16 protein-coding genes, 1 tRNA gene and 1 pseudogene are annotated in these 16,919 nt (G+C 56.9%); 11 read left to right on the forward strand and 7 right to left on the reverse strand.

The genetic code is table 11. The features are described from left to right. Positions 1-23 precede the first annotated feature (23 nt). From pheT to NTD84_RS10140, 4 genes are all read left to right on the forward strand, one after another. Positions 24-2,405, forward strand: a complete 2,382-nt coding sequence (gene pheT, locus NTD84_RS10125) for a phenylalanine--tRNA ligase subunit beta (RefSeq protein ID WP_262164990.1) — start codon at positions 24-26, stop codon at positions 2,403-2,405. 3 nt (positions 2,406-2,408) lie between these two features. Further along, positions 2,409-2,711: an integration host factor subunit alpha gene (gene ihfA, locus NTD84_RS10130; protein ID WP_002553164.1), complete on the forward strand. Its 303-nt coding sequence runs from the start codon at positions 2,409-2,411 to the stop codon at positions 2,709-2,711. Then, positions 2,692-3,048, forward strand: a complete 357-nt coding sequence (locus NTD84_RS10135; RefSeq protein WP_003179985.1) for a MerR family transcriptional regulator — start codon at positions 2,692-2,694, stop codon at positions 3,046-3,048. Before ihfA ends, NTD84_RS10135 begins: the two co-directional genes overlap by 20 nt. A gap of 89 nt (positions 3,049-3,137) precedes the next feature. Continuing rightward, positions 3,138-3,214: transfer RNA gene (locus NTD84_RS10140), tRNA-Pro, on the forward strand. A gap of 484 nt (positions 3,215-3,698) precedes the next feature. Here the strand turns inward: NTD84_RS10140 and NTD84_RS10145 are convergent. The 4 genes and pseudogenes from NTD84_RS10145 to NTD84_RS10160 form a co-directional block, all read right to left on the reverse strand. Then, on the reverse strand, positions 3,699-4,733 hold the full coding sequence (locus NTD84_RS10145) for a trans-3-hydroxy-L-proline dehydratase (protein ID WP_262164991.1): 1,035 nt from the start codon (positions 4,731-4,733) through the stop codon (positions 3,699-3,701). A gap of 67 nt (positions 4,734-4,800) precedes the next feature. Continuing rightward, complete coding sequence (locus tag NTD84_RS10150) at positions 4,801-5,841, reverse strand: ornithine cyclodeaminase family protein (protein ID WP_256580070.1); 1,041 nt, start codon at positions 5,839-5,841, stop codon at positions 4,801-4,803. 9 nt (positions 5,842-5,850) lie between these two features. Continuing rightward, positions 5,851-6,093, reverse strand: a pseudogene (locus tag NTD84_RS10155) (tautomerase family protein); the annotation flags it as partial. Positions 6,094-6,128: 35 nt separating this feature from the next. After that, positions 6,129-6,302: a hypothetical protein gene (locus tag NTD84_RS10160; RefSeq protein ID WP_158213548.1), complete on the reverse strand. Its 174-nt coding sequence runs from the start codon at positions 6,300-6,302 to the stop codon at positions 6,129-6,131. A gap of 249 nt (positions 6,303-6,551) precedes the next feature. On the opposite strand from NTD84_RS10160, the gene NTD84_RS10165 reads away from it, so the two are divergent. Both NTD84_RS10165 and NTD84_RS10170 read left to right on the forward strand, forming a co-directional pair. Further along, positions 6,552-7,229, forward strand: a complete 678-nt coding sequence (locus NTD84_RS10165) for a GntR family transcriptional regulator (protein ID WP_256580071.1) — start codon at positions 6,552-6,554, stop codon at positions 7,227-7,229. A gap of 121 nt (positions 7,230-7,350) precedes the next feature. Further along, entirely contained in the window at positions 7,351-8,634 is a 1,284-nt protein-coding gene (locus NTD84_RS10170) for an NAD(P)/FAD-dependent oxidoreductase (protein ID WP_262164992.1), read from the forward strand. A gap of 23 nt (positions 8,635-8,657) precedes the next feature. Here NTD84_RS10170 and NTD84_RS10175 read toward each other — a convergent pair whose 3' ends face one another. From NTD84_RS10175 to NTD84_RS10185, 3 genes are read right to left on the reverse strand one after another with little or no spacing between them, the layout of a single operon-like run. Then, complete coding sequence (locus NTD84_RS10175) at positions 8,658-9,098, reverse strand: GNAT family N-acetyltransferase (protein ID WP_087694242.1); 441 nt, start codon at positions 9,096-9,098, stop codon at positions 8,658-8,660. Positions 9,099-9,150: 52 nt separating this feature from the next. After that, positions 9,151-10,164: an Ldh family oxidoreductase gene (locus tag NTD84_RS10180; protein ID WP_256580072.1), complete on the reverse strand. Its 1,014-nt coding sequence runs from the start codon at positions 10,162-10,164 to the stop codon at positions 9,151-9,153. A gap of 31 nt (positions 10,165-10,195) precedes the next feature. Beyond that, entirely contained in the window at positions 10,196-12,427 is a 2,232-nt protein-coding gene (locus tag NTD84_RS10185; protein ID WP_262164993.1) for a N,N-dimethylformamidase beta subunit family domain-containing protein, read from the reverse strand. A 253-nt stretch (positions 12,428-12,680) separates the two neighbouring features. Here NTD84_RS10185 and lhpH point away from each other — a divergent pair, with 253 nt between their 5' ends. The 5 genes from lhpH (at position 12,681) to NTD84_RS10210 (ending at position 16,741) form a co-directional block, all read left to right on the forward strand. Continuing rightward, positions 12,681-13,688 (forward strand): trans-3-hydroxy-L-proline dehydratase, encoded by a 1,008-nt coding sequence (lhpH, locus tag NTD84_RS10190; protein ID WP_262164994.1) that lies wholly within the window; start codon positions 12,681-12,683, stop codon positions 13,686-13,688. 125 nt (positions 13,689-13,813) lie between these two features. Then, positions 13,814-14,635, forward strand: coding sequence for a transporter substrate-binding domain-containing protein (locus NTD84_RS10195; RefSeq protein WP_087694246.1), 822 nt, complete (start codon positions 13,814-13,816; stop codon positions 14,633-14,635). A gap of 60 nt (positions 14,636-14,695) precedes the next feature. Further along, entirely contained in the window at positions 14,696-15,358 is a 663-nt protein-coding gene (locus tag NTD84_RS10200) for an amino acid ABC transporter permease (protein ID WP_087694247.1), read from the forward strand. A 10-nt stretch (positions 15,359-15,368) separates the two neighbouring features. Next, a complete protein-coding gene (locus tag NTD84_RS10205; protein ID WP_262164995.1) occupies positions 15,369-16,022 on the forward strand; it encodes an amino acid ABC transporter permease in 654 nt (217 codons plus the stop codon). Next, on the forward strand, positions 16,019-16,741 hold the full coding sequence (locus tag NTD84_RS10210) for an amino acid ABC transporter ATP-binding protein (protein ID WP_087694249.1): 723 nt from the start codon (positions 16,019-16,021) through the stop codon (positions 16,739-16,741). Before NTD84_RS10205 ends, NTD84_RS10210 begins: the two co-directional genes overlap by 4 nt. The last annotated feature ends 178 nt before the right edge of the window (positions 16,742-16,919 follow it).

A 16,919-nucleotide genomic window follows, 5' to 3' on the forward strand; every position in this document is an offset into this window, starting at 1 on the left:
TAACGAATTCTTAGGAGAGCAGGATGAAATTCAGTGAACAATGGCTGCGTGGCTGGGTAAGCCCGCAGGTAAGTCGCGACGAGCTGGTTGCTCGTCTGTCGATGGCCGGTCTTGAGGTCGATAGCGTTACGCTGGCCGCCGGCGAATTCACCGGTGTGGTGGTGGGCGAGGTGCTGAGCACCGAGCAGCACCCCGACGCCGACAAGTTGCGTGTTTGCCAGGTCAGTAATGGCTCGGAGACCTTCCAGGTTGTGTGCGGCGCGCCAAACGTGCGCCCGGGCTTGAAGATTCCGTTCGCCATGATCGGTGCCGAACTGCCAGGCGACTTCAAAATCAAGAAGGCCAAGCTGCGTGGCGTTGAGTCCAACGGCATGCTGTGCTCGCAAGCCGAACTGCAAGTCGGTGAAGGCAACGACGGCTTGATGGAATTGCCGGCCGATGCGCCAGTGGGTCAGGATATTCGTGAATACCTGAGCCTGGACGACGCCAGCATCGAGGTCGACCTGACCCCGAATCGCGGCGACTGCCTGTCCCTGGCCGGTCTGGCCCGTGAAGTCGGCGCGCTGTATGCCGTCGAAGTCACCCGTCCGGTCGTGGCTACCGTCCCGGCCGTGCACGACGAAGTGCGTTCGGTTGAAGTGCTGGCGCCAGCCGCCTGCCCGCGTTACCTGGGTCGTGTGATCCGTAACGTCGACCTGTCCAAGGCAACGCCACTGTGGATGGTCGAGCGTCTGCGTCGTGCCGACGTACGCAGCATCGACGCTGCCGTCGACATCACCAACTATGTGATGCTGGAGCTGGGTCAACCGCTGCATGCGTTCGATCTCGCCGAAATCAATGGCGGCATCCGCGTGCGCATGGCCGAAGAAGGCGAGAAGCTGGTGCTGCTCGACGGTCAGGAAGTCAGCCTGCGTAGCGATACGCTGGTGATTGCCGACCACACCCGCGCCCTGGCCATTGCCGGCGTCATGGGTGGCGAGCACAGTGGTGTCAACACCGCGACCACTCGCGACATCTTCCTCGAAAGTGCGTTCTTCGATCAGATTGCCGTCGCTGGCAAGGCCCGCTCCTACGGCCTGCACACCGACGCTTCGCACCGCTACGAGCGTGGCGTGGACTGGCAACTGGCCCGTGAAGCCATGGAGCGCGCCACTGGCCTGCTGCTGGAAATCACCGGTGGTGAAGCGGGCCCGATCATCGAAACCGTCAGCGAACAGCACCTGCCGAACATCGCACCGGTGACCCTTCGCGCCCAGCGCATCACCCAAATGCTCGGTATGGAAATGGCCCCGGCCGAAGTCGAGAGCCTGCTCAATGGGCTGGGCCTGACCGTTTCTGCCGATGGGGCAGGGCAGTGGCGCGTGGAAGTGCCGAGCCATCGCTTCGACATCAGTCTCGAAGTCGACCTGATCGAAGAGCTGGCGCGACTGTACGGCTACAACCGTCTGCCGGTTCGTTACCCGCAAGCCCGTCTGGCGCCGCAAGCCAAGGCTGAAGCGCGCAGCGACCTGCCTGAGCTGCGTCGTCTGCTGGTGGCCCGCGGTTATCAGGAAGCGATCACTTACAGCTTCATCGATCCGAAACAATTTGAGTTGTTTAATCCGGGTGTCGAGCCGCTCTTGCTGGCCAACCCGATTTCCAACGACATGGCGGCCATGCGCTCGTCCCTGTGGCCAGGTCTGGTCAAGGCGCTTCAGCACAACCTGAACCGCCAGCAGGATCGCGTCCGTCTGTTCGAAAGCGGTCTGCGTTTTGTGGGGCAGCTGGACGGTTTGAAACAAGAGCCTATGCTGGCGGGTGTTGTTTGCGGTAGCCGTTTGCCGGAAGGCTGGGCACAAGGTCGCGATGTCGTGGACTTCTTCGACGTCAAGGCCGATGTGGAAGCCGTTCTGGGCTTCACCGGTGCTCTGGATTCGTTCACGTTCCTGCCAGGTAAGCATCCTGCGTTGCACCCGGGTCAAACCGCGCGCATCGAGCGCGAAGGTCGTCTGGCAGGTTTCATCGGGGCACTTCACCCTGAATTGTCGAAAACGCTCGGCCTTGATCGTCCGGTCTTCGTTTTCGAGCTGGTTCTGGCGGAAGTGGCGTTGGGCAAAATGCCTGAATTCCAGGAGTTATCTCGCTTTCCTGAAGTGCGTCGTGACCTGGCCCTGCTGGCCGATACCGGTGTCGCCGCGAGTGCCGTACTGGACGTAATCCGTGAAAATGCAGGCGAATGGCTGACAGACCTCAGGCTATTTGACGTGTATCAGGGTAAAGGTATTGATCCGCATAGAAAAAGCCTTGCAGTTGGCTTGACCTGGCAGCATCCATCGCGCACTCTTAATGACGATGAGGTGAATACCACGACGCAAAACATCCTCACCTCGCTCGAACAAAGGTTGAACGCCACGTTAAGGAAGTGACGTATGGGGGCTCTGACGAAAGCTGAGATGGCGGAACGTCTGTATGAAGAGCTGGGCCTGAATAAACGGGAGGCCAAGGAATTGGTCGAACTGTTTTTTGAAGAAATCAGGCACGCTCTTGAAGACAACGAACAGGTCAAGTTGTCCGGTTTCGGCAATTTCGACCTTCGGGACAAACGCCAGCGGCCTGGCCGCAATCCGAAAACGGGTGAAGAAATCCCGATCACGGCTCGCCGTGTGGTCACCTTTCGTCCAGGGCAGAAGTTGAAGGCCCGAGTTGAGGCTTATGCTGGAACCAAGTCATAACGACGAGCTACCCGTCATCCCGGGCAAACGCTACTTCACCATTGGTGAAGTCAGCGAGCTGTGTGCGGTAAAACCGCATGTGCTGCGCTATTGGGAGCAGGAGTTTCCTCAACTCAACCCCGTCAAACGGCGCGGAAACCGCCGGTATTATCAGCGCCAGGACGTGCTGATGATCCGGCAAATTCGCGCGCTTCTTTACGATCAAGGATTCACCATCGGCGGCGCGCGCTTGCGCTTGTCCGGCGATGAAGCCAAAGACGACACTACTCAGTACAAACAGATGATTCGACAGATGATTGCCGAGTTGGAAGATGTACTGGTGGTTCTCAAGAAATAAATTCCTGCGTTTGAATACTTCCAGTTTTCAGAAGCTTGCGATATATTCTTGAGCGTTCTTCGAGGTGAAGCACGAGTTACACGCCTAGTCGGGGCGTAGCGCAGTCCGGTAGCGCACTAGCATGGGGTGCTAGGGGTCGAGTGTTCGAATCACTCCGTCCCGACCATATAATTCAAAGGGTTGCGAGATTTTATCTCGCGACCCTTTTTTATGTTTAAGCGTTTTTACCCCCACAAAACCACTGGCTCTGGGTGGAGTCCTAACTACTTGTATCCGAGTTGATGCCAGCTTTGGCAATTTTTCACAGTGTTTTTAGCGCATGAAGCTCCATGTTATCAGGCATTCCTGCTCACCGTTGTTCCTCTGAACTGGATATGGAGCACTGCATATCAAGTACTCACTCCGTTGCTATCCCCACAACCTCTCTCCTCTCGATTCATGGCCTCCGATCCTTCGATATTTCCGCCTAGGGGATCGTCACTGCGATGCCGTGGACATGAGCACTCGCGCGACGATAATCCGCCGAGCCCGGCAGCGATGATCGCGATAGCGGCAGTCATCCAGATTCCTCGGTCATGCAGGTTTGCGATGAGTAACGGGCTGGTAGTCCTGCGCCGCAGCACTGGGCGCGAGTCTACCGTAAGCGGCTATCACCGGCCTTCCAGAGGCCAGGTGTCGGACAGGCGATACCCGGCAGGGAACGGGTCGGTCGGGTCGAGGGTATGTTGATGGGTGCCGGTGATCCAGGCTTGTCCGGAGATGATCGGACTGATACCGGGCCGGCCACCCACGGACAATTCGGAATCGATCCGGCAATCGAATTCGGTGCCAAGAATCGACTGGCCGATGAAGCGATCACCCACTTTCATCTGGCCTTTGGCGAGCAGTACCGCCATGCGCGCCGAACAACCGGTGCCGCAAGGGGAGCGGTCGACTTTTCCGGGACGGATAGCGACCGCGTTGGCTGCGGTTAGCACGCCGTTTTTCATTTCGACCGGGTTGGCGATCTGGCAGAAGGAAATGTGGTTCCACTCAGCGTTTTCAGGGTGGGCGAAACCCAGTTGCTCGTTAGCCGCCTGGGTGATTTTCATGCCGAAGTCGGCAATGTCCCGGGCTTCGTCAGGGGTGAGTGAGAAACCCAGTTTTTTGGCGTCGGTGATGACAAAGCTGTCACCGCCATAGGCGGTATCGACTAGCAGCGTGCCGATGCCCGGCACCTCGATCGTTACGTCGAGCTTGTCTGCGAACGACGGCACGTTACGTACGCTGATCCGTTCGGCCTTGCCATTGCGGCAAGTCGCAACGACCTCAATCAATCCTCCCGGCGGTTCAAGGAACATGCGAGTTTCTGGTTCGACCATGGGAATGATCCCGGTCTCTAGCAATACTGTAGCCACGCACATCGAGTTGGAGCCGGACATCGGCGGTGTGTCGCACGGCTCCATGATGATCCAGCCGATGTGTGCTTTTGGGTGCTTGGGCGGCACCAGCAAATTGACGTGCCGGAACACTCCGCCACGGGGTTCGTTCAAGACAAAATTGCGCAGGGTTTGATCGGTTTCGATGAACTGGCGCTGTTCCCAAATGGTTTCACCCGGAGGGCGCGCGACGCCACCGACAATGACATCGCCCACTTCACCCGCCGCATGGCAACTGACGACATGGATGACTTTGGATGATCGCATGGTATTCCTCCGGGGATTCAGGGGCGCTTGGCGCCCAGACAAAATTGAAAGTGCAGGGTTGAAAGTGTCAGTGGGCAGTCGAAGTCCGCTGATAAGCCAGGATTGCCGCCGCCAGGTCTTCGATCGATGCGCCGACCGACTTGAACATTGTCATGGCTTGACCGGAGTCTTTCAGGGCAGAACGCCCTGCATGTTTGCCGGCACACAGTTGGCTGAACTCGGCGATGACACCGTTTTCGGTGATGACACCGTTGCGAATCGGCTGGATCAGGTCGCCGGTTTCTGCCAGGGCACCTTCGCGGGTATCGACGAAAATGCTGCAGCGTGCCACGACGTCGTCGTCGACTTCGCGCATGACAGGGGTAAAGCTGCCGACCAGATCCAGATGCACCCCCGGCTGCAACCACTGGCCCTTGATCACCGGTTCGGTGGCCAACGTCGCGCAGCTGATGATGTCGGCGGCCGCCACAGCAGTGGGCAGATCTTGGAGTGTCACCGCTTGCGCTTGGAGTCCCTGGGCGCGGAGGTCGCTGGCGAATGCTTTTGCGGCCTCAATATTGAGGTCGTAGACCAGCACCTCTTGAAGGTCGCGAACCGAGCGGTGCGCACTGACCAGATAACGGCCCATTCGGCCAGCCCCGACCATCAGCAAGCGTTTCGAGTTGGCACGTGACAAATAACGTGAGGCCAGGGCGGAAGCGGCGGCGGTGCGACGGGCCGTCAGCTCGTTGCCGTCAAACTGGCCCAGCGGTACACCGGTTTTTGCGCAGCTCAGAAGATAGTGGCTGCTGAGGCCCGGCTGACCTTTGGCATTGTTGCCGGGGAACACGGTGACTTGCTTGACCCCCAGATACTCACCCTCGATCCAGGCTGGCATCAGCAACAGCATGGCGGCGGGGTCGCCTGGTACTTCGATTTTGTGGTGGTGACGCACAGGGGAGTACACGGTGCGGGTGAAGATATCGGACAGCGCATCCATCAGCGCGTCCCAGGGCAGTGCGTCGGCCAGTTGTTGGGCATTCAAATACATGAGAGACACTCGATATTGGATGAGGGTAAGCACAGCGCTTTCGGGATTGAGCGTTTTCAATCCGAAGCCGAAATTCAATGAACCGTTTTAACGCTGAGGCGACGGTGGGCATGCAGTTCCGCCAGCACTGAGTGGCTCTCCGGCAATCACCCAGTCGGACGCCTTCACATCGGTGAAGGTGATGGTGACGTCCTTCGGGGCGGACCCCAGGACTCTGGCGAAGGCCGCGGTAATCTCGCGTGCCAGTTCGTGCTTTTTCTCGTCCTGCCGTCCGGTGAGCATCTCGATTTTTACTATAGGCATTCCAGGGTTCTCCTGAGTATTCGAACCACAAGGTTCGAAGGTGCGGGCGCGTCAGATCCGTATCAAAGAATCAGCATGTGTTCATTGGAGGTGGGTGCCCACATCAGGTCGTGGAGGACAGATCTGACGTCGTCACACTTGGCGGTTTTCTGTGAGCGCTGCTCATGGCCGCCGACTTCGTCAGTGCCTCTGTCTGCCCGCGATTTGTCAGTAGCGTTTTTTTTCAGGCTTTGCATGCAGGGCATCTCCTGTTGTTTTTATTGGTAGAGGTGTAACGCAAACCCTGCGGTTCGCTGCTTGACACCAGATGAACCTAACTCTAGATTGAATATCGTATACGTTGATGAGGGTGTCAATGAGTTTTTAGGGGCTGATGGTGCGCATTAGCGACCCTGGCGAGGCTGTATCACCTGACAGACCGGCCGATGGTAAGCTGCGATGTGATATAGAATACGTTATTCGATCGGGGTTTCCCGATTGCACACATGGAGTTCAAATTGCCCCTAAGTCCTGCAGATCTGCCGTCACTTGGCTCCGCGCCAACGGCGTCCGACATCATCGCCAATCACATTCGAGAGGCGATCATCACTGGCGACTTCGACGAAGGCGAACCGATTCGCCAGGACGACGTCGCCAAGCTTTTTGATGTCAGTAAAATTCCGGTGCGAGAGGCACTTAAACGGCTTGAAGCCGAGGGTTTGGTCGAGTTTCAACGCAACCGCGGCGCTGTCGTCAAAAGCATTTCAGAGCCGGAAATTGCACAGATTTTCGAAGTCCGAGCGATGCTGGAGTCCAGTGCACTGAAGCTGTCCGTGCCGTTGATGACCGAAACCACCTTCAAACGAGCCGAGCAGTATTGCGACGAGTTCGCGCAAGAGACGAACGTGGCGCGCTGGGCGGAACTCAACTGGCAGTTTCATTCCTGCCTCTATGAGGATGCCAACCGGCCGTTCCTGATGAACCTGATCCGCTCGGTCAATGACCGAATTGAGCGCTATCTGAGGATTCAGCTGACACTTTCTGGTGGCACCGGGGTGGATGATCGCGAGCATCGGCAAATCCTCGCGGCGTGCCGCAAGGGCGATGCAGATAAAGCCGCCAAGTTGCTGCACCAACACATCACCAAAGCCTGCGAATCGCTGTTGAATAGCATCCGTAAGTAAGCCCCCAACGTTACATGCTTTGCATCGCCGTAACCCTCGTTACGGCGAATTGGTTTTAAGTGTTTGCGTATACCATATCCGAAAATAACTTGGATTTAATGCAGCCTCTAAAGGGGGGGACATGGCGCCGGTTCATTCTTCTGAGCACTTTCGTCTGTTTTCAGAAAGGGTTGTTGTTGTGGGTGGAGGAATCGTGGGTGTCTGTTGCGCCCTGTATCTTCAGCGGGAAGGCTATGCGGTGACGTTGATCGACCCGGCCGCGGCGGGTGACAGCACAGCTAAATGGAGTTGCGGCCAGATGGCAATCGGCGAAGTGATTCCGCTCTCTAGGCCGGGTGTGATGCAGAAAATACCGGGCTGGCTGCTCGATCAGAACGGGCCACTGGCGTTAAGAGTGAGCGCGCTGCCGGGCATGCTGCCGTGGGTTCTGAGGTTTCTCGCGTGCGCGAGGCAGGCGAAAACGGAGGAAATTGCCCGGGATATCGCCAGCCTTACTCATCATGTCCACGCTGATTACGCACCGCTGCTACAGGCCTGTGCTGAGCCGGCCCTGCTGCGCGAAAGCCCGGTGATCAAGGTGTTTGAGTCCGCCGCAGGTCTGGAGCAGGAGCTTCCTCAATTGGCGTTTCGTACGGCCCTGGGCTTCAAGGCAGAAGTACTCGATGCTGCCGCGATAGCCGATCTCGAACCGTCGCTAGCCGGCAAATTCGGCCATGGTTTGCTGTTTCCCGACTGGCGCTCCGTCAGTGACACAGAGGGTTTCATCGCGGCGCTGACACAAAGCTTTATCGATCAAGGCGGCGCTCGGGTGCGCGGCCAGGTCAAACGGCTGGATCAGGTGGCTGATCATGCCAGCGGCGTCACACTTACCAACGGTGAGCGCTACGCAGTTGATCATGTAGTGATTGCGGCAGGTGTCGGTTCGCGAACGTTTTTTGATCAGCTCGGCGCACAGATTCCACTGATCGGGATCGCCGGCTATCAGGTGCTGCTGCCGACACCAGGGGTGAAGGTAAACCACTCGGTGATCTTCCCCGATGGCGGGTTTTGCTTCAGCCCGATGACCCGCGGCTTGCAAATCGGCGGCACCATGGAATTTGCGGGGCCCAATGCCAAGCCGAACTTCAAGCGCGCCGAAATCATTCTGCACAAAGCGCGAGAGATCCTTCCGCAGATGCAACTGGACAACCTCGAATACGGTGTCGGCTACCGTCCATATCTGCCTGATACCAAGCCGGTGATCGATCGCAGTACCCGGTTATCGAATGTGTTCATGGCGTTCGGGCATGGCCAGCTCGGCCTGACATTGGGCGCCACGACCGGACGACTCATCGCACAGATGGTCGCCGGCCGCACGCCTGCGCAGAACTTGACTCCTTTCAGTGCCAAGCGTTTTTCCCGTTGACGAGAGTGCGGTTGGTGTCGGGGTTACCCCTCTGACTTGCGCATGAAATTCAGGCCGGCCGCTGCGGTGGCAAAGCCCCATTTTTCATAGAAAGGGACCATGTCATCCAGGCAGTAGAGTTCGCGATGCTTGATGTCGATCAGCGCTGGATCGTTCAGCACGGTGTTCATCAATACACCGCCAAGGCCAGTCCCACGCCACGTCTCTTTGACGATGATGTCGAAGATCATCGCCTTGTAGACACCGTCAGTCATCGCTCGCGCGAACGCGACGAGTTCGTCGTTGTGCGGGTCGATGAAAGCGAATAGGGGGCCGCCCGATTGCAGCATTTTTTCCACGTCTGCCTTGTTGCGTCCCTTGGTCCACCATTCGGTTTGAAAAAGCGCCACCAGTTGATCGATGTGTGAAGGGGCCAGCGATCGATGGAATTTCAGTTTGTCGGTGTCGCGCGATAGGCTGCTCATGTCTGTTCCAAAGTAGTGCTTGTGATGTGGGTTAAATGTGTCTGTGTGAAGGTCATTGGGCCAACGTGGTGGTGTTGGTGACCAGAGGAAGCAGGTCCTCCAAAGTATCTTTTGCAAGTGCAATGCCTACGGTTTGCGCGGTGTGTCGGTTTTTGTAGCGGCGCTCGCCCGGCAAGCGCTCCTGCCCCGACTCGATCAGTTGCTTGCAGAGCACTGCAGCACGCTGACTGAAGTCGGTTGAGCCACCGCGATCCGGATCGATAACGATCAATAGTTGCCCGGCCTTCGGCGTTTGCGCGCCAATGCAATCGCCGAAATCGTTCTCGAACGACAACTGCCCTCCGGTCAATGCGCCTGCCAACAGCTCCACCATGAGTGCAATCGAGGAGCCCTTGTAACCTCCGAACGTATTCAGCGCTCCGCCGGCCAGCACCGCATGTGGGTCGGTGGTGGCGGCACCTGAACTGTCGACGCCGGCGCCGGGCGGGAGTGGCTGGTTGTCCAGCGCATGAAGCCGGACTTCACCATTGGCCATGACGCTGGTTGCCTGATCCACCACAAGCGGATCGGCGTCGGCGACCGGCATTGCAAAGGCTATCGGGTTGGTGCCGAAAACCGCAGTGTGTCCGCCATGGGGGACGACATTCGCCAGGCCGTTGACGAAGCTGATTGCGATCATTCCTTTACGGGCAAACGGTTCAACGTCTGGCCAGAGCGCACTGAAGTGGTGGGAGTTTCGGATGGCGACGACGACCACGCCGGTGCGTTCGATCGCTTCGTCAATGGCACTCGCGGCGGTGGCCAGCGCTGGCTGAGCAAATCCGTTGTGGGCATCGATGCGGATGAACGAGGGACTGACAACCTTCACCTCGGCTTCAGCTTGTCCATCCACCCAGCCAGTCTTCAGCGAGGCCACATAACCGGGCATGCGGAAGACGCCATGGCTGAGGGCGCCATCCCGCTCGCAGCCCGCACAATTGGCGGCCAGAATGTCGGCGACGGACGCAGACGTTCCATGGCTTATGAAGATTTCCTTCAATAGCGCTGTGAGTTCGTCGAAGTCCATGTGCACTACACCGTGTTTGTCTGTCATGGTGTCAATCACCTATTGAAGGAAAGTCGGAGCAGGACGGGCGCAGCGGCGGGTCATCATTGCCGACTGAGATCGCGAGGAATTTGCGCAGGCAGTTTTCCAGTAGGCGCGATACGTTGTTGTCGTAGTGGTTATGCGACAGGCTGCCGCAAAACGTGATGGACCCGACCGAAAACAAGCCGCCGCCGTTTTCGTCGATGCCATAGATGATGTTGGAACGGATGCCGCCGTAAGGTCGCGGGCCACCGTCAAAGACGCCCGGAAGCAGCAGCTCTTCGAAAGTGGTTTCAAAGGTCGGGCCATGACCTTCGGAGGCGGCAATCACCGTCACAAAGTCCGGGGTCCCCAGGTCCGCACAGACCTGGTCGATCTCGAAGCCGGCAGCGCCCCCTCCCGAAAGACCGAAATCGCCGATTCTTTGTTCGGGGGGGATGCCTTCGAACAGGAAGGCCAATTCACTGCGAAACGATTCCGGGGTGCGGACGTAATACGTTCCTTCGAACGCACCTTCGGCGGTGAAGCCTACGCCGGTGACTTGTTGTGGTGCGATGCCGTTGCGGCGCCACAAACCCCCGTACTCTCCATCGAGTTGGTGGTAATACTCGCCGGGCTGGCTGGCCCAGACGCGCATGCCGCCTTCCGCCCGACGCACCTCGATCATGTGCGGGTGGTTTGGGTCGCGGCCGATTTTCCAATAGAAACCGTTGCCGCCGAGGTACATCAATTTTCCGCCGCCTTCGCGATAGGTGATCAACGCTTCCAACGTGCGGCGTGTGTGATATTCAGGCTGGGTGCCGGTCAGCACGACATCGTAGTGCGCAAGGGCATCGACGCCTTCACGGTCGAGGTCTTCATCTGTGATGACATCGAACTCAAAGCCCTTGGCTCTCAACCAGTCGGTCAGGTGTGAGTCCGATGCAAAGCCGCGCATGCCCGAGCCATTCTCGTCCGGGTATACCAGATAGCCCGGACGCATCGTCATGATCGGCCGCAGCCGGGACGAAAGGGTTATCCCTGAACCATCCGGGTGACGGTTGTAGTTTGAGTAGCCGAAGGCGCCGACCACATCCGGGTTATGCGGATAGGCATTCCATTCTCTGACCCTTTTTTGCAGCGCACCTGAGAATGTTCCACGAGCATGATTCGCGTAGGCGATGTAGGTGAATGTGGGCGCCAGAAAGAGGATTTTTCGGCGGGGCGAGTCTGCGCCAGGCAGAACGTAGAAGGGGATAGTGTCGTTGCCTGACGGGTTGTCGACGATCAGGCCGTAGACTCCAGATGGCACACCTGCGGGTACTCGCACCGCCAGGGTCGTGTTCCATTGGCAGTCACTCAGGTCATCGGCGTGGAAGGTGATGGCTGCGTATTCGTCGGGCGCGGTTTTCCAGTCCATGTTTCGACCGGTCCATCCCGAAGACCGCACGCCACGCATCGGCATGTTGACCAGGGTGAGATGGCGCGAGGAATCAATGTCATCGTTAACCGTTTGCTTATGCAAATTGTTGGCGAAAGACCAGCGCGCAAGCACTTCAGTGTCGCCTGTCGCGCCAACCCGCGAACGGGTCAGGCAGGGCGCTTCGATGGAACCGTTGAAGCAATCGACGGGGTGGCCGCTCCAGATTGCGGCTAGACACAGATGGCTGCTGTTCTTGAGGGTGGCTTGAAGACCCTCCAGCCGGGTGCGGGTTTCGGCGGTTTTTCGACTGCCCACGAGCGTCGAACGAATGACGATGTCTTGCAGGCCGAAGCAGATTTCCAACTGGCTCCATCGGTTGCTTTCCAGACGAAGGTCGAGCTTCTGGCAGGTGGGCATTCCCAGCCTTTTCAAAAGTAGCGTTCCTTGATTGAGCGCTAATGCGAAGCCCGTCGTTCCAGCCTCATCCTGCAACGAACAAATCACCTGGTCGGTGTTGCTGAACAGTGTGGGTTTGATGAGCAGCGACAGCGTCAGATTGCGTGCGTCGCTGAGGGAGGGCAGGGGGCCGATTGCACATGATCCGAGGTGGGTCTTTTGCTCGGTCGCGCGATAGCTTTGTTCCAGGCCGAAATCCACTTCCGTGCTTTTGAGGCCTGGGCCATGTGGATTGGGATCGCAGCAGTCCAGCCTGACGACCTTTGCGCGAATGTCTCGACCACCTGTCGAGGAAATTTTGAACTCGAGCAATTCCCCGGGCGGTGCGCTTAGCGGCGTTACGTAGCCGATCACTGTCGGGGAATTGATTTTTGAATGGGTCATTCAGCTACTACCTGATGTTTTTATCGAATATCGTATACCGTATCAGCTCTGTCAACGACATCGTGGCACTACGTGTGTAGCCGTTTTTTCTTCTTTATAGGCATTCGCTCTATTCACCTGTTGGTGCTGCCGCGATGGACGAAGCCGATCAATTTGGCAGTTGACGCACTTCGTTTATCGTATACCATATCTGAAATGGCGACTAATCCATGCCATTAACCCGCTTTCGAACCCTGAGATATGGAGAATACGAATGCAGTACGAACGATCATTTGCCACTGTGGAGCTGCACACGAGCGGGGAAACATTCCGTCTCGTTACCCAGGGACTGCCAAAGGTGCCTGGCGCCACCATCGTCGAGCGCAGCACCTGGTTGCAACAGAATGCCGACCACTACCGGCGTGCGCTGATGCTTGAACCTCGCGGCCACAAGGATTTGTATGGTGGCTTCCTCACCGAACCGGTGAGTGCAGAAGCCGATTTCGGCGTGATTTTCCTTAATAACATGGGCTACAGCCCTCACTGCGGGCACGGGGTCATCGCGCTGGCAACGGCTGCCGTTGAATTGGGCTGGATTGAGCGCAGATCTCCAGAGACTCGTGTCGGTATCGATACGCCTTGCGGTTTCATCGAGGCGTTTGTCGAGTGGGATGGCACGCGGACGGGCGCGGTACGTTTCGTCAACGTGGCCTCATTCATTTTCGAGCGCGACGTGACGGTGACCACTCCGACTTTCGGCAAGGTCACGGGTGATATCGCCTACGGTGGTGCGACGTATTTCTATGTCGATGGCCGGCCGCACAATATCGGTATTCGCGAAAAAGACCTGTCGGCGCTTACCCAGTTCGGCTATGAAATCAAAGCCGCGATCAACGCCCGCGGCGCTTTTGTCCATCCAGAAATTCCGGAATTCAACGACGTGTACGGCGTCATGGTATATGGCGATCCGCGTCACGAAGGTTCAACCCAGGCTAACTGCTGTGTGTATGCGGACCGGGCGATTGACCGATCCCCGACTGGTTCTGGCACTGCAGGCCGTGTGGCGCAACTCTATCTGCGTGGCGAACTGTCGACTGCCGATACGCTGGTCAACGAGTCCATCATTGGTACCGTGTTCAAGGGCCGCGTACTCAGCGAAACCAAGGTCGGCCCGTTGGACGCCGTCATCCCTGAAGTGAGCGGAAAGGCCCATATCTGCGGTTTCGCCAACTGGATCATCGACGAGACGGATCCGCTTACCTACGGTTTTCTAGTCCAGTGAGACCAACAATAACGATCTAAGAGCTGTAATTTTACTGCCCCGATAATACGTATACGATATCCAAGATACGCTAAAATAAGCGTATCTTGTTTCTGAGTTCAGCCAACAAACGAGGGGAACAAAAAATGCGCATCAACCAACTCATCATGGCCGCAGCCTTCGCTGCTTTGGGTACCACCGCCGTACATGCAGACCAGTTGGACGACATCATTTCGTCGGGCAAGCTGCGCTGTGCCGTGGAACTTGATTTCCCGCCGAACGGCTCCCGTGACAAGGACAATAAGCCAATCGGCTTCGACGTCGATTATTGCAATGATCTGGCCGCCGCCCTCGGCGTGAAGGCCGAAATCGTCGATACCCCAGACCCGGATCGAATTCCTGCCGTTCTGTCAGGACGAGCCGATGTCGGTATCGCCGTGGCTTCTGACACGCTTGAGCGTGCTAGAACGATCGGCTTCTCGATTCCCTATTTCGTCTTCAATACCATCATTCTTGCCCGCGAAGACTCCGGTATTAAAAGCGCCGATGACTTCAAGGGGCATACGGTGGGAGGCCCCGCAGGCGCCTATGAAACAACGGCTCTGAAAGAGACCGTGCAAAAGATCAATGACCCCGCAACCAAGCTTCTGACCTTCCAGTCCCAATCAGACAGCTTCCTGGCGCTGAGCCAGAAGAAGATTGATGCGACGTATACCACCGCGACGATTGCCACCCACGTCATCAAATCGGGGAAATACCCAGGTCTGAAGATTGTCGGTGAGGCGCCGGTTGACCCTGACTACTGTGCTTTCCTCGTGCAACGCCAGGAACAAGGGCTGCTGAACTTCGTGAATCTTTTCCTCAACCGTCAAGTTCGTTCCGGTCGCTATGCCGAGCTCTATGCGAAATGGGTAGGAACAGAAGGCGGGCCGGCTCCGGATCTGACTGTCAAAGGTACCTATCGTTAAATAAAACGGGGCACTCGTTCCGGAAAAACAAAAACCTTTCGCGTAAAAAAAGGTAATCGTATGTCTTATACCTTCCAGTGGCGCCCGGTCCTGGAGTCGCTTCCGGAGATGTTGTCGGGAGCGCTAGTCACCTTGGAGATTGCCACCCTGGCGATGGCAATTGGTACGGTGATAGCCGTCCTGTTGGCGCTTGCAAAACGATCGGGTAACAAAACCCTTTCGGGTCTGGCCAGCGTGTGGATTGAAACGGCGCGTAATACGCCAGCGCTGTTTCAAATTTACATGGTTTATTTCGGGCTGGGTTCCATTGGAGTTGGTATCGACTCTTACTATGCACTCCTGCTCGGTATCGTGTTTAACAACGCAGGCTACCTGGCAGAAACGTTCCGGGGCGGCTTCGCCGCCGTTCCGGAAACTCAGGTGCGGGCCGCTCGTTCGCTGGGTATGGGGGCGGCTCAGACGCTATGGCACATCGTGTTGCCGCAGATGCTGCGGGCCGTGTTCCATGCAATGACTAACCAGATGGTCTGGTCAATTCTGATGACTTCTCTGGGGACTATCGTTGGGCTGACGAGTGACCTGACTGGCGTTACTCAACAACTTAACGTCATGACCTATCGCACCTTTGAGTTCTTCTTTGTTGCGGCTTGCTTGTACTACCTGATATCGAAAACATTCACGATTTGCGCGCGGCTACTCGCTTGGCGCCTGTTTCGTTATTGAGAGGTGCGCCATGTTTTTTGAAGGGACATTAGCGTGGAGCGACATCCTGTTTTTATTGAAGGGTGCTGTTGTCACAATCGCTATTACATTAGCAGCCGTCGGTATAGGTACTTTGTTTGGTACGGTGTTCGGCCTTGTCAGGGCCGGTGCCGCCTGGTGGGTAAGTTCGCCCCTTGGTTGGGTGCTCGACATATTTCGCTCCGTGCCGCTGTTGATTCAATTGGTGATATTCAATTCTTTCAACAGTATGTTTCGGTTGCATTGGCCAACTTACGTGGTCGCTTGCCTTTGCCTTGGGGTGTATGCCGCGGCGCTCTGCACGGAGATCGTCAGGAGTGGGGTGGCGGGAGTGCCGACGACAACTCGGCGCGCGGCTCGATCACTGGGGTTGAGTTGGCGGCAGGAAGTGATTTCCATCACTTTGCCCATCGCGACCAGGATTGTATTTCCGAGCTGGATCGGTCTGGCCCTCGGGATAATGAAGGATACCTCGCTCGTATTGTGGATCGGCATTATTGAACTTCTGCGCAGTTCCCAGATTGTCACAACTCGGGTTCAGGAACCGCTAACAATCCTGGCAATTACCGGTGTGATCTACTTCTTGATGAGTTTTCCCATTGCGAGACTCGGCGCTCGGCTTGAGAAAAGGTGGCAAATACAATGATTAAAATTGAAGACGTACATAAACACTTCGGCCCCTTGCATGTTCTCAAAGGTGTGAGCCTGAGTGTGAACAAGGGTGAAGTACTATCGATGATCGGTGGCTCGGGTTCCGGCAAGTCGACCATGCTGATGTGTATCAATGGCCTGGAAGATATCCAGCAAGGTCGTATCAGTGTCGATGGCATTCACGTCCATTCGAAAAAAACCGACCTCAATAAACTTCGGCAAAAGATCGGCATTGTATTTCAGCAATGGAATGCCTTTCCCCATATGACAGTGCTCGAAAACGTGATGCTCGCCCCGCGAAAAGTCCTGGGCAAGTCGAAGCAGGAAGCCGAGGCGATCGCTGTCGAAAAACTCCGGCATGTAGGCCTGGGTGAAAAGCTGACGACGTTTCCATCGCGTTTGTCGGGTGGGCAGCAGCAGCGGATGGCGATTGCACGCGCGCTGGCGATGTCGCCGGATTACATGCTGTTCGATGAGGTGACGTCCGCGCTCGATCCGCAACTTGTCGGTGAAGTATTGGATACATTGCGCATGCTGTCTCATGAAGGGATGACCATGATCGTGGTCACCCACGAAATGCGCTTCGCCCGCGAGGTTTCCGATCGTGTTGCCTTCTTCCATAAAGGTCAGATTCACGAGTTAGGGACTCCCGAGCAGATCTTCGACCGTCCGGAAAAAGCTGAAACAGCAGACTTTTTACGCTCGGTGCTCTGAAGATCACGCTCTTGCAATGAGAGCGGCGAATGCCGCGGTTATCGGCTGATGCCGTAACCGCGGTTGTGGCGCCCATAGCGTCATTTCACCTGGTGGCAACCATTGCCTGGTAGCACGCTGAAGTTGCCATGAGGGTCGCTTTTGCGCGTCTTCAATTCGGTCCATGACTGCTCCATTT

It is taken from the genome of Pseudomonas sp. 14P_8.1_Bac3 (assembly GCF_025466085.1).
Lineage (GTDB): Bacteria > Pseudomonadota > Gammaproteobacteria > Pseudomonadales > Pseudomonadaceae > Aquipseudomonas.

Bases quoted from the DNA above. Each gene is read 5' to 3' on its own strand.
- NTD84_RS10205 (WP_262164995.1), top strand. From the start codon at position 15,369: ATGTTTTTTGAAGGGACATTAGCGTGGAGCGACATCCTGTTTTTATTG.
- NTD84_RS10180 (WP_256580072.1), bottom strand. From the start codon at position 10,164: ATGGACTTCGACGAACTCACAGCGCTATTGAAGGAAATCTTCATAAGC.
- lhpH (WP_262164994.1), top strand. From the start codon at position 12,681: ATGCAGTACGAACGATCATTTGCCACTGTGGAGCTGCACACGAGCGGG.
- pheT (WP_262164990.1), top strand. From the start codon at position 24: ATGAAATTCAGTGAACAATGGCTGCGTGGCTGGGTAAGCCCGCAGGTA.
- NTD84_RS10170 (WP_262164992.1), top strand. From the start codon at position 7,351: ATGGCGCCGGTTCATTCTTCTGAGCACTTTCGTCTGTTTTCAGAAAGG.
- NTD84_RS10185 (WP_262164993.1), bottom strand. From the start codon at position 12,427: ATGACCCATTCAAAAATCAATTCCCCGACAGTGATCGGCTACGTAACG.
- NTD84_RS10200 (WP_087694247.1), top strand. From the start codon at position 14,696: ATGTCTTATACCTTCCAGTGGCGCCCGGTCCTGGAGTCGCTTCCGGAG.
- NTD84_RS10160 (WP_158213548.1), bottom strand. From the start codon at position 6,302: ATGCAAAGCCTGAAAAAAAACGCTACTGACAAATCGCGGGCAGACAGA.
- NTD84_RS10175 (WP_087694242.1), bottom strand. From the start codon at position 9,098: ATGAGCAGCCTATCGCGCGACACCGACAAACTGAAATTCCATCGATCG.
- ihfA (WP_002553164.1), top strand. From the start codon at position 2,409: ATGGGGGCTCTGACGAAAGCTGAGATGGCGGAACGTCTGTATGAAGAG.
- NTD84_RS10135 (WP_003179985.1), top strand. From the start codon at position 2,692: ATGCTGGAACCAAGTCATAACGACGAGCTACCCGTCATCCCGGGCAAA.
- NTD84_RS10165 (WP_256580071.1), top strand. From the start codon at position 6,552: ATGGAGTTCAAATTGCCCCTAAGTCCTGCAGATCTGCCGTCACTTGGC.
- NTD84_RS10210 (WP_087694249.1), top strand. From the start codon at position 16,019: ATGATTAAAATTGAAGACGTACATAAACACTTCGGCCCCTTGCATGTT.
- NTD84_RS10195 (WP_087694246.1), top strand. From the start codon at position 13,814: ATGCGCATCAACCAACTCATCATGGCCGCAGCCTTCGCTGCTTTGGGT.
- NTD84_RS10145 (WP_262164991.1), bottom strand. From the start codon at position 4,733: ATGCGATCATCCAAAGTCATCCATGTCGTCAGTTGCCATGCGGCGGGT.